This is a genomic window from Labilithrix luteola (assembly GCF_001263205.1).
GTDB classification, from domain to species: Bacteria; Myxococcota_A; Polyangia; order Polyangiales; family Polyangiaceae; genus Labilithrix; species Labilithrix luteola.
Genome location: NZ_CP012333.1, coordinates 3,365,428 through 3,381,447 on the forward strand (window position 1 = coordinate 3,365,428; position 16,020 = coordinate 3,381,447).

12 protein-coding genes are annotated in these 16,020 nt (G+C 66.0%); 5 read left to right on the forward strand and 7 right to left on the reverse strand.

The annotated features are described in order from the left end of the window. Positions 1-71 precede the first annotated feature (71 nt). Entirely contained in the window at positions 72-977 is a 906-nt protein-coding gene (locus tag AKJ09_RS15125) for a LysR family transcriptional regulator (protein ID WP_169927550.1), read from the forward strand. A 20-nt stretch (positions 978-997) separates the two neighbouring features. Here AKJ09_RS15125 and AKJ09_RS15130 read toward each other — a convergent pair whose 3' ends face one another. The 5 genes from AKJ09_RS15130 to AKJ09_RS15150 form a co-directional block, all read right to left on the reverse strand. Then, positions 998-1,750: an SDR family oxidoreductase gene (locus AKJ09_RS15130; protein WP_146647906.1), complete on the reverse strand. Its 753-nt coding sequence runs from the start codon at positions 1,748-1,750 to the stop codon at positions 998-1,000. A 154-nt stretch (positions 1,751-1,904) separates the two neighbouring features. Next, the gene (locus AKJ09_RS15135) at positions 1,905-2,456 is read right to left on the reverse strand and encodes a TetR/AcrR family transcriptional regulator (RefSeq protein WP_146647907.1); all 552 of its coding nucleotides are present in this window, start codon (positions 2,454-2,456) and stop codon (positions 1,905-1,907) included. A 79-nt stretch (positions 2,457-2,535) separates the two neighbouring features. Continuing rightward, entirely contained in the window at positions 2,536-3,963 is a 1,428-nt protein-coding gene (locus tag AKJ09_RS15140; RefSeq protein WP_146647908.1) for a hypothetical protein, read from the reverse strand. 113 nt (positions 3,964-4,076) lie between these two features. Next, on the reverse strand, positions 4,077-5,645 hold the full coding sequence (locus tag AKJ09_RS15145) for a spermidine synthase (protein ID WP_146647909.1): 1,569 nt from the start codon (positions 5,643-5,645) through the stop codon (positions 4,077-4,079). A gap of 33 nt (positions 5,646-5,678) precedes the next feature. Further along, positions 5,679-6,326, reverse strand: a complete 648-nt coding sequence (locus AKJ09_RS15150; protein ID WP_146647910.1) for a spermidine synthase family protein — start codon at positions 6,324-6,326, stop codon at positions 5,679-5,681. 115 nt (positions 6,327-6,441) lie between these two features. On the opposite strand from AKJ09_RS15150, the gene AKJ09_RS15155 reads away from it, so the two are divergent. The 3 genes from AKJ09_RS15155 (at position 6,442) to AKJ09_RS15165 (ending at position 11,817) form a co-directional block, all read left to right on the forward strand. Continuing rightward, positions 6,442-6,999, forward strand: coding sequence for a hypothetical protein (locus AKJ09_RS15155; protein WP_146647911.1), 558 nt, complete (start codon positions 6,442-6,444; stop codon positions 6,997-6,999). Positions 7,000-7,096: 97 nt separating this feature from the next. Beyond that, positions 7,097-9,157: a hypothetical protein gene (locus AKJ09_RS15160; protein WP_146647912.1), complete on the forward strand. Its 2,061-nt coding sequence runs from the start codon at positions 7,097-7,099 to the stop codon at positions 9,155-9,157. Positions 9,158-9,303: 146 nt separating this feature from the next. Next, on the forward strand, positions 9,304-11,817 hold the full coding sequence (locus tag AKJ09_RS15165; protein WP_240488485.1) for a U32 family peptidase: 2,514 nt from the start codon (positions 9,304-9,306) through the stop codon (positions 11,815-11,817). Between the two features lie 6 nt (positions 11,818-11,823). On the opposite strand, the gene AKJ09_RS15170 is transcribed toward AKJ09_RS15165, so the two are convergent. Then, positions 11,824-12,798: a zinc ribbon domain-containing protein gene (locus tag AKJ09_RS15170; RefSeq protein ID WP_146647913.1), complete on the reverse strand. Its 975-nt coding sequence runs from the start codon at positions 12,796-12,798 to the stop codon at positions 11,824-11,826. Then, the gene (locus AKJ09_RS15175; RefSeq protein ID WP_240488486.1) at positions 12,795-13,739 is read right to left on the reverse strand and encodes a TFIIB-type zinc ribbon-containing protein; all 945 of its coding nucleotides are present in this window, start codon (positions 13,737-13,739) and stop codon (positions 12,795-12,797) included. The genes AKJ09_RS15170 and AKJ09_RS15175 overlap by 4 nt, the downstream gene beginning before the upstream one ends. Before the next feature lie 431 nt (positions 13,740-14,170). Between AKJ09_RS15175 and AKJ09_RS15180 the strand changes: the two genes are divergently transcribed. After that, entirely contained in the window at positions 14,171-15,946 is a 1,776-nt protein-coding gene (locus AKJ09_RS15180) for an alpha/beta hydrolase (RefSeq protein ID WP_146647914.1), read from the forward strand. Positions 15,947-16,020 lie beyond the last annotated feature (74 nt).

Sequence of the window (16,020 nt, forward strand, 5' to 3'; positions counted from 1 at the left end):
CCTTGAGGCCCCCACCATGCAACCGTTCCGGTGTTGCAACAATGCGCCTTTCAGAACATCTGTGTTGCAGCATGGGATCAATCGATCTGAACCTCGTCCGTACGTTCGCGACCGTCTTCGAGACCGGAAGCTTCTCGGTGGCCGCAAAGCGCCTCGGCATTCCGCGTTCGACGGTCAGTCGATCGATCGCGGCTCTCGAAGAGAGCGTCGGCGCAACGTTGTTCCACCGGACGACGCGCAAGGTCGATCCCAGCCAGGAAGGGCGCCAGCTCTTCGACCGCGTCGCTGGTTCGCTCGCGGGCCTCGAAGCAGCCCTCGGAGACATGCCCGAACGACGCGAAGAGCCGAGCGGAACGCTCACGCTCACGGCCACCGTCGACATCGCCACCACGCTCCTCGCCGAGGCCTCGGTACGGATGACCGCGCGCTGGCCGCACGTGCGCGTCGAAACGATCGTCACCTCGGCCATGCTCGATCTCGCGAAAGAAGGCGTCGACCTCGCGCTTCGCATCTCCGGTCCGTCGCTAAGGGGCAACGCGCTCATTGCTCGAAAGGCCGGCGAGATCCGCTTCCACGCATTCGCTTCACCCTCCTACCTCGCCCGGCGCGGCACACCGCGAACGCCCGAGGAGCTCGCCGATCACGACTGGGTCGGCTTTCGCGGCGTCGGGAAGTCGAAGTTCGGTCGAGCGCTCGCGCGACTCGACATTGGCTCCAAAGGGCGCTGCATTCTCGCCGACGACGTGAACTTCGTGCGCGAGGTCCTCCGCCTGGGCGGTGGCATTGGAATCATGCCCTCGTTCCTGGCCGACGAGGACGTCAGGAACGGCACCCTCGTGCGGCTGCTTCCCAAGTGGACCGTGCTCACGAGCTCGCTCTACCTCGTGCAGCCTACGCGCAAGCACGTACCGGCGCGCGTGAGCGTCTTCAAGGAGCTTCTCGTCGAGCTCCTACGTCAACGCCCGCTCTCGCGTTGACTCCGAAGGTTCGGGCGCGATCAAACGCGCGTGAGACCGCCGTCCACCACGACTTCCTCGCCCGTCATGAAGCTCGATTCGTCCGAGGCGAGAAACAGTGCGACACGCGCAACCTCGTCCGGCCGGCCAAGTCGCCTCAGCGGAATCCTGCTTGCGAGTCCCTCTTCGATCGACGTGGCTTCGGCCTTGGTCGCCGTGTGCTTGCCGATGATGCCCGTGTCCGTCGGCCCTGGACTGACGGCGTTGACGCGGACTCCCTTGTCGGCGAGCTCCGCTGCAGCAACGCGCACGAGCGAACGAAGAGCGGCCTTCGACGCCGCGTAGGCGCCCGTCGTCGGACCGCCCATCTCGTTCGTGATCGAGGTGTTGAAGACAACCGTGCTCCCCCGCGGAAGAAGGGGCACGGCCGCGGAGAGCGCGAGCCACGGTCCTTTGAAATTGACGCTCAGGACCCTGTCGATCGTCGCTTCGTCCGCGGGCGCAATGGGGCCATAGCCGAGCATCCCGGCGTTGAGAAAGAGAACGTCGAGCCGGCCGTATGTGCTCTTCACGTGCTCGAAGAGCTCCTTGATCTGCGCGCTATCGCCCGCATCGGAGCGAAGGACCTCCGCGACGCCCGCGAGCTCCAGCTTCGCCTTCTCGACCGTGACCGGATTCGTTCCAGTGACGATGACGCGCGCCCCCTCGTCGTGGAACACCTTCGCTGCCGCGAGTCCAATGCCGCTCGTGCCACCGGTGACGAGCGCGATCTTTCCTTCGAGCCTGCGAGCCATGATGCTTCAGCCTTTCCAGACCATTCAGTCCATTATTGACCAACAAAAAGCGCACGACGGCGCAGCGGCCCTTCGTGCCCATTCATCGAGCGGAGTTTCGAGCGCGGCCTAGGCTCTGCGCCTTGCCTTCAGTCGAGCGTTTGCATCGTGACGTTCACGATGTCGCGGAGCGTGGCCGGACGAGGGTCCGTCGCCGCCGAGACGCGGAGTCCTTGCAAGGTCCCACGAGAAAGCGGGCGAGCGCCCGCGCGTCTTTGCTTTTCGGAATTTCACCGGTTTCGCGCCCTCTCTCGAGCGTACGAAACAGGAGCTCTTCGATGCGCTTCTGACGCGTGCCGATGATCTTCGCCACCACCGCGTCGTGCAAGGCGACCTCCATGGCCGCACTGATTCCCAGGCAGCCGCGTCGTTTCTCCTCGTCGGACTCATCGACGATGGCGTCGAAGAGATCGCGAATCGCGCGTTTGACCGACGGCGCGCTGTCGAGGCAGGAATGGATCTCCACCCACCGCCGGTCGACGTAACGTTCGAGCGCCGCCAGATAGAGCGCGTGCTTGTCGCCGAACGTGTCGTAGAGGCTCTGGCGCGCGATCCCCATCGCCTCGAGGAGCTCGCCGAGCGATGCGCCTTCGTAGCCTTTCCGCCAGAAGACGTGCATCGCGCGGTCGAGCGCCTGCTCGCGATCGAACTCTTTGGCCCGCGCCATGACCCTAGACCATAGTTATTCGGACCAATCAGTCAAGAACGCGCGCGGCGATTTCTTCGTCGCCACGGACCCCTCGAGCTTAGAGCGGCTGGATGTAGACGTGCTGGGTCGTGCGCAGCGTGCCGTCTTGCGGCAGCACGATCTTGTCGGCGCGGTTGGGGTCGTTGACGTCGTCCATTGGAACGAAGCGGCCTGCTTGGCTCCGGAATTGCTCGTAGGACAGCACGTCGGATTCGACGAAGAACACCTCGGGCTCTTGGAACGTACTCGAGGTGCCAGTGCCGGCGCGCGGCAGCCAATCGGCCGCGTCGGCCGGCATTGCCGGCGCCTTCACGCTCGTCGCTCCAGGGGAGACGGTGAACGTCCACGTGGTCATGCTTTCACGAGCGTCCGTGAACCAGAGGATGACGCCACCCCCGTCGGTTCCGCCGAGCGGCCCCGCCGCCGACCAGGTGACCGTCGGCCGGAGCGGCTCGGCGCCGTCGACACCGACCTGCGAAATCTCCGGCAAGACTGTGGCGAAGTCGAGCGACGCGGCCGTCGTCGTACTCGGCACGCGCTTCGTAATCGATCGGCGGCTCTCCCAGTTCGAGAGCGTCCCCGTGAACTGATGCGCGTCGGCGAATCCCTTCGCCACTTCGACCGGCGTAGTCTGACCGTTGGCGACCAGCACGTTCTCGCCGGCGAAGAACCCGAGGCCGTCGGCGATCTCCAGGACGTTGCCGTGAATCGAGACGTCGGTGGGGGTGTTCGTGACGGAGAAGTCCAACTTGGTGCCGGCCGCCCAATTCCCCAGCGTCACCGGAACCGTCGTCCCGTCGAGAATCGGCGCGATGCCCTTCTTGAACGCAAAGCCGTACTGGTTGTTGCCCTGGTCGTAGGCGCGGGCCAGCACCGACATCTGCGGGCGCTGACAATTCAGCCGGACATACAGGTCGTAGGGCTGCGGGGCGGTGTCGCTTTCGATGGCGCCCAGGCAGGGTCCGGCGAAGAGCTTGTACGAGACGGCGCTCTGGAATCGCCCGGGCAAGGTCACGTTGTAGATGCCGGTGACGTCGTCACCGTCGGCGCTGAACGTGTCGTTGACGAAGAGCTGATCGTGGTCCGCGACGTCCGTCCACGTATGAATCCGTCGGTTCGAGGAGCCGCCGAGGAGCGCGCTCACCTGAGCGGGCACGGGCCCCGTGTTGACGACCTTGCCCGCGGCGTCCGTCTTCGCGGTGCTGATAACGGCACCTGCGGCGTCGTGGAATACGATCTCCACGTTGGCCGCCGGGCCATTGCCTCTCATGACCGTCACGGTGAGCGGAGCCGGCCCTACGTCGCCGTCAGGCGAGCCAGTGTCCGCGCCGCCGTCCGAGGGCGAGGGCGTCGTCGTCGGGGGCGGCTGGTACGTCCCCGAATCGGGATTGAACGTGCCACCACCTCCGGTGCTCCCATCGTCTTCACACGCGATAAGGAGACCAGCAGCGACGAGCGGTGCAAGGCAAAGAGCGACGTTTCGCATTGTGCCCCAGTCTCGCCATATGCAGTCCACACGTAAAGGTCGCCGTTCGGGTGACGCCCCGGGATAGGGAAGATTTAAGATGGCCGGCTTGCCTCGCTTGCCTCGCTTGCCGCTCAAGGATGCTCGGGAAAACGAAGCACCTGACGCCACTCCGGCACCATGTTGTCGTCGCTCACCAGGATGGCCGTCTGTGTGCGAGCAAGGATGCTGTCGCGTGCCTCCAGGCCCTCGTCTTGCGGGGGCTGGTGGATGAGATCGGCGTAGGCGACGAGCTCGTCGTAGAACTTCTTGCCGTCTTCGGTCGAGCGATCGATGGCGGGCTTGCCGTCGAACGAGAAGTCCGCGAGCGTCTTGGACCAGCGGCCCTTGTCGAAGACGAGGGGTGAATCGCTGACCGCCATGAAATTGTAGACACGCATCGCCGACGGAAACACCGTGGCCGCCGTCTTCTGCACGTCGTCCGACGACGTGGTGTTGAAGTAGAAGAGCCCGCCCGGCAGCAGGTGCGCGCGCGCGAGATCCATGAACTCCGCGGAGAGCAGGTTCGTGATGTGGGCGCGCCAGTGCCAGGTGGTGTTCATGACGATGACGTCGAAACGCTCGTCCGGATGACGATGGAGCCAGCGACGGCCGTCGTCGATGACGATGTCCACCTTGGGGTCCTTCAAGATGCCCGCCACCTCCGGGTGACCGGCCACGAGCTTCAAGTAGCCCGGGTTGATCTCGACGATGGTGAGGTGCTCCAGACCGGGCATGTGCTCGATGACCGAAGCCCACGAGCCCGAGGCCAGGCCGATCATGAGGATCTTCTTCGGCGCCGGGTGCAGGGCGCCGATCGCGTAGGCGCGCATGATGCCGTTGCGATCGTGGACAATCGACGTGTTGAAGCGACCGTCGTACGCGCCGCCGCCGTAGACCGTGCCGTCTTGCGTGACGGTGATGACGCCGCTCTTCGTCTCGATGACCTCGGCAAAGCGCGTGTCCGGCTTGAAGTCGGACTTGTAGAGCAAGCGCTCCCAGATCTGGTCGTTCATGCGCGGCGATAGCTTCACCAGCAAGAAGCCCGCAACGGCCAGCATCGCCAGGGCGCCGATGCGCGTGACCCGCTCGAGGTCGGCCAGAGCGACGAGCAGCGCGACGAGCACCATGCCCGTCGTGGCGATCACGGCGCCGATCGTCGCGATCGACCAGGCATCGAGGAAGACGAACCCCGTCAGCAGGCTGCCGGCGCCCGATCCGACGATGTTGGCAAGATACACATAACTGAGCCGCTCGCCTGCGCGGTCGTCGGCGGCGATGCCGAAGTGACTGACGAGCGGCAGAATCGCCCCGAGCAGCGCGGCAGCCACGCCCACGAACAGAAGGGCGCCCGGCCAATCCCACCGGCCGGCCGACCAACCGAAGACGGGAACGACGAGCCACGCCACCACGTTCGCGACGAACGCGAACACCGCGAGGAGGCGCAGCTGCTTCTTGTCACCGGCCTGCGACTGGTCCTTGCAGAATGCTCCGCTGACGCGCGAGCCGATGGCCAGACCGAACAGATACGCCGCGAGCAGGAGACCGAACGCGCCGGGCAGGCCCCAGCTCGCGAACGCAATCACCCGGTACCAGAGGATCTCGTAGGAGAGCGCGATGAAACCACTCACCGCAGCCACGAGCAACGCGAGACCAAAACCCATCGAACGACTCCGAGCGAAGGCGAAGTTACGGCCTCAACGAGGCGGGGCGCTCGCCGCTTGGGCCAGCGTTGCCGCGATCTCCTGCGGGCGAACCGCGCGACGGTGCGCGACGTACGCAAGAAGGCTCACGGTGACGTTGAGAGCGGCCGCGACATGCACAGAGCCGCGCTGGCCGGCATGGCCCATGATGTAGAGAACCGACGCGGCCGACGCGAACGCCGAGCCGAGCGTGTTGACGAAGTAGAGCGTGCCCACGCTCTTGCCGACGTTGCCGCTCGAACGCACGAGATGCGCGACGAGGAGCGGGAGCGTGCTTCCCATGAGGAGCGTCGGAACGAGGACGAGCAGGAACGTCACGAAGAAGGTGGCGACCGCGCTCATACCCAGCGTGGCGTTGCCGACGGCGTGAAACACCGAGAGCGAGATTGATCCGAACAGACCGATACCGAGCTCGACGAGCGAGAACATCAAGAGCACCGGACGCTTGGGATCTTTCGAGACCGCGCCGCCGGCGATGCTCCCGAGGCCGAGGCCGAGCATGAAGGCCGTGACGACCATGGTGACGCTCTCGACGTTGATGCCGTAGATGGCGTAGAGCGCCCGTTGCCAGACGACCTGATAGAGCAGCGCGGCGAAGCCCGACAGCAAAAAGACGACGTAAATCCAGGCACGACCGGGCATTGCCGGCACGCTACACCGCGCGCCAGAGCTCGCTCAAGAAGTACTCGCAGGGCGGCGCACGGGTCATCTAGGTGCGCTCTGTGCATCACGTTCGGCAGAGGACGGAGGTGCAGTGATGAAGCTCAACGTGGCGCGGGTCTTTTCGTTTGCCGTCCTCGGCACCGTGACGGCCGCTTTCGGTCTCGCGTGTTCGGCGAGCGGCGCTGGTAGCGGTGAGCTCATTGGCCCGGCCACGACGACGGCCGCCACCGTTCCTCCGGTTGCCATCGGCTCAACTCAGACCGGGCCGAGCCAAGGTCGCGTCGTCTTCTACTGGAAGAGCGACGGCGCGAGCTGGGAGCACGGGACGATTCGCGCCGAACTGCCAGGCGGCCGCATCTTCAACGGGCAGTACCTCGAGCCAGCGACGGTCAACCAGACCACGGTGGACACGTGGATGGGCTGGGGCTGCGACTGGTACTCCTCGTGTTTCGGCGCCTATGGCCCCGGCTACGGAACGGTCACGCAGTACAGCGGGTACATCCTCGCGCGCCTCGACGACGGCGGGCAGACGCGCATGAACTGCCGCTTCGTCCTCGCGGAACCGACCTCCGGGCCGAAGAAAGGTGGCCAAGGCGTGTGCGAGCTCTCCACGGGCGAACGCATCGCCGGCGCGGAGTTGCACGGCGAATGAACGTACGAGCAGGCGCGCGATGTGACACGTCTCGCGCGGGCCTCACGCCACGATTTCGTCACGACGAAGCGCGACCGCAGGTGTAGCGTCTCGGGCCTTGAAACGCGCACTTTCTACCTCCTTCTCGACCGCCCTGGCGTTCGCGTCCTTGTACGTGCTCGCTCCTTCGATCGCGCTCGCTCCCGGGTGCAGTAGCTCGGACGAGGCGTCGAGCTCGTCACCGACGACGTCTTTCGATCTGGAAGCGAAGTTCGATGCGGAAGGCGCGTTCTTCGATTTTCCGTACCCGTCGGACCTGCGGCTCACTGCCGAGGGAACGCCGGACGTATCGGCGTTTCCGAACCCGGGCGTCGCGATCCTCGATGGGCTCAAGAAGGGCGCGATGGATCGAAAGGGCTTCCCGGTCGTCCCGGCCGGATACTTCCGTTTCAACGCGCAGCTCGCGGCTCGTGATCCCGAAGTGCTCGTCCAAGGCGGCGCGAAGGCGCCCATTCTTCTGGTCGACGTCGACCCCGCATCGCCCGAGCGCGGGAAGACCTTCCCGGTGGTCGCCGCAACGCCGAACGCAGATCCGTACGTGCCCGACTACCTGCTCGCGGTCGCGGCGCGCCCGGGCATCGTCCTCACACCGAACCGCAAGTATGCGTTCGTCGTCACACGCGCCGTCGGCCTCCAGGCGGGTGGCGAACCGAAGACCCCCGATGCCCTCGCCGCTCTCGCGCGCGGAGAAACCCCGAAGACGGCGAACGGCGACAAGCTGAGCGCCCTCTACGCGCCGCTCTGGGAGACGCTCGACAAGATCGGCGTTGCTCGCACGGACGTCGCCAACGCTACGGTGTTCACGACCGGTGACGTCGTCGCCGAGACCGCGGCCCTCGGGGACAAGGTCCTTGCACAATACACTCCCGCGCTCACCGACCTCGCGCTCGAGGCCGATCCGGCGAACAAGCTCCCCGAGCTCTGCCACGTTCGCGCGAAGATCGTTCTCCCGCAATTCCAGAAGGGCACGCCGATTTACTCGACCGAAGGCCTCTTCGAGATGGGTGCCGACGGCCTCCCGAAGAAGCAGCGCGACGAGAGCGTTCCCGTTTCGATCGCCATTCCGAGAACCCCCATGCCCGCGGGCGGCTATCCGCTCGTCATCTACTTCCACGGCTCGGGCGGCGTCTCGCGCCAGGTGATCGACGGTGGCGACGACGCCGATCCCGGCGATCGCTACCCGGGGCCGAACCTGGCGAAGCGGGGCATCGCCTCGGCGGGTGCGGCGCTCCCCATCAGCCCGGAGCGCGTGCCCGGCGCAAGCGACATCGACTACCTCAACATCAACAACCTCATCGCCATGCGCGACACGTTCCGGCAGGGCATTCTCGAGTCTCGCCTCGTGCTCGCGGCCCTCGAGAAGCTGTCGATCCCGCCGTCCATGCTGGAAGGATGCGCCGGACCGACCTTGCCCGCCGGCGAGACGGCCTACCACTTCACCGACAAGCCGCACGCGCAGGGCCAGTCGATGGGTGGAATGTACACCAATCTCGTGAGCGCCGTGGAGCCGCGCATCAAGTTGTCCGTTCCGACGGGCGCGGGCGGATTCTGGGTCTACTTCATCCTCAAGACGTCGACCGTCCCAGGCGCGGCGGGGCTCGTGGCGCTGCTGATGAAGACACCCGAACAGCTCACGTTCGTGCACCCCGCGCTGCACATCGCGGAGACGGCGCTCGAAGCCATCGATCCGATGGTCAGCGCGATCCGCGTGGCTCGCCGGCCGCTACCGGGTCACCCTGCACGCCCGATCTACGAACCCGCCGGCCTCAACGACTCGTACTTCCCCACGCCCGTCTACGACGCCATGGATCTCTCGTACGGCCACCCGCGCGTGGGCGACGAGATCTGGCCGACGATGCGGGACGCGCAGAAGCTCGTGGGGCTCGACACGCCGCTCTCGTACCCGGTGAAGGCCAACCTCACGTCGGAGAACGGCCAGACGTACACGGGCGCGATCGTCCAGTACGACCCCGGGCCGGGCAACGACGGTCACGCGATCTACCGGCAAAAGCCCGTGGTCCAGCACCAGTACGCGTGCTTCCACTCGACCTTCCTGGAGACCGGAACGGCAACGATCGTCGCGCCCGTCGACGACCGCGACGCCCCCTGCAATCCGTAATTCGTCGAGCGCGAGCACGGAAATCGGCCACACCACGAGCAGAGCTCCACCGCGAACCGCGGTGGAAACCGGCCCGAGCGGCGCACGCGTAAGCGGGCCCATGGCGGAGGGTGATTTCTCCCTATTTTGCGCTAAAGAAGGCCGCCATGCCCGCGCCTACCAAGAGACCCGAGATCCTCGCGCCTGCGGGCGACCGCGAAGCGATGGACGCTGCCGTCCTGGCCGGGGCGGATGCCGTCTATTTCGGACTCCAGGGCTTCAACGCTCGAGCTCGGGCAACCAACTTCGACGCCGGCGCTCTCGGCGAAACGATGCGCTACCTGCACGAGCACGGCGTGCGCGGGTATGTGACGCTCAACACGCTCGTCTTCGACAGCGAGCTTGCCGGCGTGGAAGCCGCGGTGCGCGCCTGTGCGGAGGCAGGTGTCGACGCGGTGATCGTCCAGGATCTGGGCGTCGCCAAGCTCGCACGAGCCATCGCTCCGAACCTTCCGATTCACGCCTCGACGCAGATGACCTGCACCGATGCATCCTCCGTCGAGCTCGCGCGTGAGCTCGGAGCGAGCCGCGTGATCCTCGCGCGCGAGATGTCCCTCGACGACATCGCGAAGGTCCGCGCCGAGACCGACGTGGAAGTCGAAGTGTTCGTCCACGGCGCGCTCTGCATCTCGTACTCCGGTCAATGCCTCACGAGCGAAGCCATCGGCGGGCGAAGCGCGAACCGCGGTGCGTGCGCCCAGGCTTGCCGCCTCCCCTACTCGCTCGTCGTCGACGGCAAAGACGTCGAGACGGCCGACCGCGCCTATTTGCTCTCGCCTGAAGATCTCGAATCTTCGTCGCTCGTGCCGGAGTTCGTTCGCCTCGGCATCGCTTCGCTCAAGATCGAAGGACGCCTGAAGGGCCCAGATTACGTGGGTTCGACCACGCGGCTCTATCGCAAGGCCGTCGACGGTGCGATGGGCGACACCAAGGCGGGGCCCACCGAGGCCGAGCGAAGCGACGCGCTACAAACCTTCACGCGCGGCTCGGGCACCGGCTTCTTCCAGGGCGTCGATCATCAGCGCCTCGTCGAAGGCCGCGCGTGCGATCACCGCGGCCTCCCCGTCGGCACGCTGCTCGCGGTGGAACGCAAGATCGGGAAGACGTGGTTGTCGCTGAAGCTCGAGCACGATCTCGCGCGCGGCGACGGCATCCTCGTCGAAGGAGGCCTGGCCAGCGCAGGCGAGATCGGCGGGCGCGTCTGGTCGATCACGGCCGCCGGCAAAGACGTTCCTAGCGCGCACGCGGGCACGACCGTGCTCGTGTGGCTCGGGCCCGAAAGCGCCCTCGAGAAACGCGGCCACGACGCGCCCCCTGCCGGTCGTCGCGTGTTCAAGACGAACGATCCGGGCCTCGAAAAGCGAATCCTGGCCGAGCTCACCGCCCACCCGCACAAGGTCCGTCTCGATCTGCGCATCGCCGGACACGTGGGCGAGCCGTTCGTGCTCGAGGGCAAGACCGGCTCCGGCGGCTTCGCACGCGTCACGGGCGACGCCAACGTGGAACTGGCTCGCTCGACGCCGCTCGATGCAGCCACCCTTCGCGACAAACTCGGTCGCCTCGGCGACACGGCCTTCGAGCTCGGCGCTCTCGAGGTGGCCCTGCCGGAAGGCACCATCGTTCCGATCTCGTCGCTCAACCGAGCGCGCCGCGCGCTGACGTCCGCCCTCGGCGAGCATGCCGTCGTCCACCACGAGACGACGAGTGCAAGTTACACGGACATGGTCGAGGCCTCCGCGCCGCCGAAGACGGCCGACGCCGCGCCGGGCGGTCTCTTCGTGCTTTGCCGCACGCTCGAGCAGGCCATGGCCGCGGCCGAGGCGGGGGCAAGCGGCGTGTACCTCGATTTTCTCGAGCTGACGGGCACCGGCGAAGCCCTGCGAGCCCTTCGCGCACGCGGCGTGTTCGTAGGCGTGGCGCCGCCGCGCATTCGGAAGCCGGGCGAAGAGAAGATCGACAAATACATCACCTCGCTCGAGCCTGACGCCGTGCTGGTTCGCGGCCTCGGCGCGCTGCGCGAGCTCTCCAAGGCACGGCAGGCGGGCTCCAAGGTCGTTGCCATCGGAGACTTCTCGCTCAACGTCACGAATCGCATTTCGGCCGCCGAGATCCTCGGGCGCGGGCTCGACGCCTTCACGCCGTCGTTCGACCTCGACGCCGCGCAGCTCGTCACGCTGTTGAGCTCGCCCTTCGGGCCGTGGGCCGAGGTCGTCGTGCACCACCCGATGGCGCTCTTCCACATGGAGCACTGCGCGATCGCGGCGCTCCTCTCCGACGGCAAGGACTACAAGACGTGCGGCCGGCCCTGCGATCATCACAAGGTCTCGCTCCGCGACCGCGCCGGCATGGAGCACCCCGTCGAGGCCGACGTCGGGTGCCGCAACACGGTCTTCCACGCCAAGCCGCAGAGCGCCGTTCAGCTCGTTCCTGCGCTCGCCAAAGCGGGCGTGGGCCGCTTCCGCATCGAGCTCGTTCGCGAGAACGCCACCGACGTGAAGCGACTCGTCACGGCCTACAAGCGCGCCGTCACGGAGCCCACGCGCGCCGGCGAGGTGTGGCGTGAGCTCCGCATGGAAGGCGGCTATGGCGTGGTGAAGGGCTCGCTCCGCGTCGTGAGCTGACGCGCGCTAGCCCAGCGCCGACAGGACGACGATCAGGAGGACGACCGCGAGGATGACGCCACCGACGACGAGCAGGATCTTGCCGATGTCGTACGGCGCCTTGCCGAAGACGCCTTGCACGTTCTGCCCGTGTACGAGCGCGCGATAGACCGTTCCCTTGTACTCGTACGCGAGCACGTAGGTCGGCAGAGCCATTCGTCGCGTGACGAGGCCCGAGAGCACGATCGACGCCTTCACGTTGCGCGTTCGGCTTCCCGGGATGTGCCCTCGCTGCAGACGCTCGATCGCCGTCGCATGCACGGCATCGGAGACGATCGCGCGCGCCGCCGAGCGCTGCACACCGAAGCACTCGGTCGTGGTCTGCGCAGGGGCGGCCGGGCCGGGGCGCGCGCTCGCGAGGTCGAAGTACCGGGTAAGGCTCTGACACTCGGCGTGCGAGAGACCTCGGGTGGCGGGCACGAGAATTCCGGCGAACGTCATCGGCGTCTGCCCCGCATGGGGCGCCCAATCGGCGTTTCGCGAACCGGCGTTGGAGTCCGCCGTCCAGCTCACGAGCGCGGTCGCGTCGACGATCCACGCCGTCCAGTACAAAGGACGAAGCCCGACGAGCGAGGCCGTCTTCGCGAGGTCGGACGGACGGAACCAGCCGAGCGATCCGAGCCAGCGATGCAGCGCTCCTTGGGCGGATTGCGGATCGACCACGAACGGCAGGAACGACTCGGCCTTCTCGAGCGGATCGGTGGGCTGCTCCGGCTTCATCTCGGCCGTGCAAAACGCGCAACGCGCCGCCTGCGCCTCGGCAGAGTAGCTGACGGCGGCGCCACAGCCTCCGCAACGAAGGATGGTCGCGCGCGCCTCGGCAGGAACGTTCTGCAAGGCCGACGGCGTGCCGATTCCGCACACGGCGCAGAGAAGATCACCGAGCTCGAGCGGCGAGCGACATCGCCGGCAGGGGGCCAGGGCCAAGGCGGAGGCTGTCACGTGTACCTCGCCACGAGATAGAGCCCCACGATGAGCGCGACTCCCAGGCCAATCGCGACGAGAATCTTCGGCACCGAGAGCGGCGCGCGACCGTGCACGTTGCCCGTCTGTCCGTTGATGACGATGCGCAGCGGCGGCTTCTGAGGATCGTAGCGAAGCGCGAGAACCCAGACGGGAACGAGCATGAGCTCCAGCGACTCGGAGTCGAAGCTCGTGGTGAAGTTCAGCCCGGTCGACGTATCACCGGGCATGAAACGGTGGATCTCCGTTCGCAGGCGAGCCATCACCTCGCCGCGCGCCATCTCGAGACATTGCGTGGGATCGAGCGAAGGCTCCTCGACCGGCCACCCCGAGACGATCATCGGCGCATAACGACAGAGCGCGCGCAGATCGTAGGGCTCGATCGCTTCGAGCTCCGCATTCGCGAGCCCACGCGCCGCGGTGACGAGAACGTCGCGCGCGTAGGTCGAGTGCTGGCCGGAGAGCGTGTGCCATTCGGTTCGCGTGACGGTGCGCGTGGCGGTGGTGGTGCCGCCTTTGCCGTCCGAGGTCTCGTACGTCTCGGTCTCGGTGTAATTCTCGCCGATGTTCGCGACGTACGAAGAGTGGGCGACGGAGCCGTAGAGATACGCGGGAACGTAGACACCACGCACGTCTTCGACGGTGGCGTTGCGAAGTCCCGAATGCGTGAAGAGCCCGCGACTCCGCGTGAGCCACTGCTGCACGAGGCGGAGCGCGCGCTCGCGAGCGATGACGAACGCGACGACGAAGCTCGGATTCGGCCGACCGGGCGTCGGCGGTCGCTCGACGACGGAAGGCGATGCGCAATACGGACAGACGACCGTGCGCATGCCGGCCGGAAACGCGAGGGTCGCGCCGCACGACTGACACGCGAGCATGGTGCTCGAGGCAGCGGCGGGTGAGGACATGGCGAGCGCCATCGGCGACGAAGGTTACAGCAGGTGGCGCACGGCTGCTGCTTCGGCTCGTTGCGTCAGCGATTCGCTAGGAAAATGCCGTGCCGAGTGCGAGTCGTGAACAGCGTGTTCATTCGGCCGATCACGTTCGTGTGCACACGAGCATCCTCGAACGAGGCGACAATTCGGGCATTCGTGCGCGGACTTCAATCGTGCAATGTTCCGAACGCACGCTCCGTCACCGGAGCTGCCGTCGACGCTCGTGCGAATCGCACATTCGTGGCAGCTGTCGCGAACGAACGTAAGAGTGCACGCATTGGCGGAGTGACTTTGCGTCGCGTGCGGCAGCGAGCCCTTGCGCTGCGACATTGTTGTGTAGGCTGACCCACGATTGTCCGTGCATTGACCAGCGCCGGCGTCGTCTGGGCGTCGGGGCTAGGTCCAAGGAGGGTGGAATGAAAGCGCTCAAGGTCTTTGGGCTCGGTATCGCTCTGACGCTCGTCGCGTGCAGCAGCGATGACTCGAATGAAGAGAGCGTCTCGTCGACCGACAACGCCTTGTCGGGAAATGATGACGACGATCGTGGTCGCGGTGATCGCGACTACGTCGATCCGCTGAAGAACGGTCCTTATCTTGCGGGTTCGAAGTCGATCTTCGTCCGCGATCCGTCTCGTCGTTTCGACCCGTGGAACGAAGTCTACGGCTCGAGCGACTACAAGACACTGCTCACACACCTCAACGCGATCGGTGAGCCGCGCACGCTCGTCACCGAAGTCTGGTACCCCGTCGACGCTCCGCGGGGTTGTGGTTCGTCGGGTCATGGTCATGGCCAAGGTCAGGATCACGACGGCGACGACGACTTCGACGACGCGCACTGCCAGCTCGGCTCGGTGCAGCACCCCACGTACCTCGACTACTACTTCGGTGATCGTTCCATCTTCGATCGCCGAAGCGTCTCGCCGTACATGATCACGGCGTCGGGTCAGCCCGTCGCGGCGATCCAGGCGAATGATCCAACGGCCTTCGCCGCGCTCGAACACGACGTCCTCGACGAGCTCGCCAACCGCAAGCGCGGAAGCTGGGCGAATGCTCCCATCGCCAACGGCCGCTTCCCGGTCGTCGTCCTCTCGCACGGTGGCTTCACGGGCAACGTTCGCCCTGATTCGTCGCGCGAAATGTGGACGTCACTCGGCGAGAAGCTCGCCAGCCACGGCTACATCGTCGTGGCGATGAACCACACGGGCGACTCGCGTCTCCCGGCGGTCTTCCACGACGCAGGCTCGAAGCTCCGCCAGCAAGAAGGTCAGGCAGCCGTGAACGCGGCCTACCAGATCCTCTTCTCGCAGGCGCCGGTTCCGGACCGCATCACGGGCCTCATCTTCCAACCTGGCGGCTTCCCGATCGCCAACGAGATGATGCAGCACCTCTTCGAGATGCGCGCCGACGACGTGATGAGTGTCATCAAGTCGATCAAGGCTCTCGACAAGGATCGCCACAGCTTCCTCGGTGGCCACGTCGACACCGATCACATCGGCGTCTCGGGTCACTCGCTCGGCTCGATGACGACACAGATCGTCCTCGCCTCCGAGAAGAGCGTCACCACCGGCATCGGTTGGAACAACGGCCTCCCGAAGTCGTGGGAGCCGCCGCGTTTCAAGCCGATCACGAAACCTACGCTCCTCACGCTCGCGTACGAAGACGACTTGAGCCGCACGTTCTTCACCAACGTGCCGTTCATGATCTATCCGAACGTCGTCCCGGGCGGTCAGCCCTCGGACTACCTGTTCCTGGCGAGCGAGCGTGTCTTCCCGCCCACGCTCGACAACCCCGAGCCCGTCGTTCGCTCTTGCTACGGCCGCCTGCAGGGCCCGAAGGAGCTGCTCGGATTCGTCGACTCGACCCACTGGGACGTGACCGACTACGACGACTACCTCTTCCCGCGTTACCGCCTCGCGGCGGGCGAGACGAAGGTGGCCTTCGACAACGTCCTCCAGCACATGCCCTTCGGTCAGGATGTGCTCGATCCGAACTTCGTCGGCGCGTCTTACTCGACGGTCAGCTGGACGCAGGTCGGCGGCAAGTGGGAGTACACCCCCCACGTGATGCGCGACTACTACTCGGTCGCGTGGTTCGGTCGGTACCTGAAGGGCATCGGCACCTACGCGAACGATTTGCAGCACGATCCATTCGGTGACAAAACGGTCGTCCTGAAACAGGGGATTCGGCGATAACCAATTGCCGAAAGGTGCCTGCTGATTTCGTGTGACCACCACGCGACAACGGCAGGCACCACTCGAACCGTGAA

Excerpts from the sequence above, each read along its gene's own strand:
- AKJ09_RS15125 (WP_169927550.1), top strand. The coding sequence starts at position 72 with ATGGGATCAATCGATCTGAACCTCGTCCGTACGTTCGCGACCGTCTTC.
- AKJ09_RS15130 (WP_146647906.1), bottom strand. The coding sequence starts at position 1,750 with ATGGCTCGCAGGCTCGAAGGAAAGATCGCGCTCGTCACCGGTGGCACG.
- AKJ09_RS15135 (WP_146647907.1), bottom strand. The coding sequence starts at position 2,456 with ATGGCGCGGGCCAAAGAGTTCGATCGCGAGCAGGCGCTCGACCGCGCG.
- AKJ09_RS15140 (WP_146647908.1), bottom strand. The coding sequence starts at position 3,963 with ATGCGAAACGTCGCTCTTTGCCTTGCACCGCTCGTCGCTGCTGGTCTC.
- AKJ09_RS15145 (WP_146647909.1), bottom strand. The coding sequence starts at position 5,645 with ATGGGTTTTGGTCTCGCGTTGCTCGTGGCTGCGGTGAGTGGTTTCATC.
- AKJ09_RS15150 (WP_146647910.1), bottom strand. The coding sequence starts at position 6,326 with ATGCCCGGTCGTGCCTGGATTTACGTCGTCTTTTTGCTGTCGGGCTTC.
- AKJ09_RS15155 (WP_146647911.1), top strand. The coding sequence starts at position 6,442 with ATGAAGCTCAACGTGGCGCGGGTCTTTTCGTTTGCCGTCCTCGGCACC.
- AKJ09_RS15165 (WP_240488485.1), top strand. The coding sequence starts at position 9,304 with ATGCCCGCGCCTACCAAGAGACCCGAGATCCTCGCGCCTGCGGGCGAC.
- AKJ09_RS15175 (WP_240488486.1), bottom strand. The coding sequence starts at position 13,739 with ATGGCGCTCGCCATGTCCTCACCCGCCGCTGCCTCGAGCACCATGCTC.
- AKJ09_RS15180 (WP_146647914.1), top strand. The coding sequence starts at position 14,171 with ATGAAAGCGCTCAAGGTCTTTGGGCTCGGTATCGCTCTGACGCTCGTC.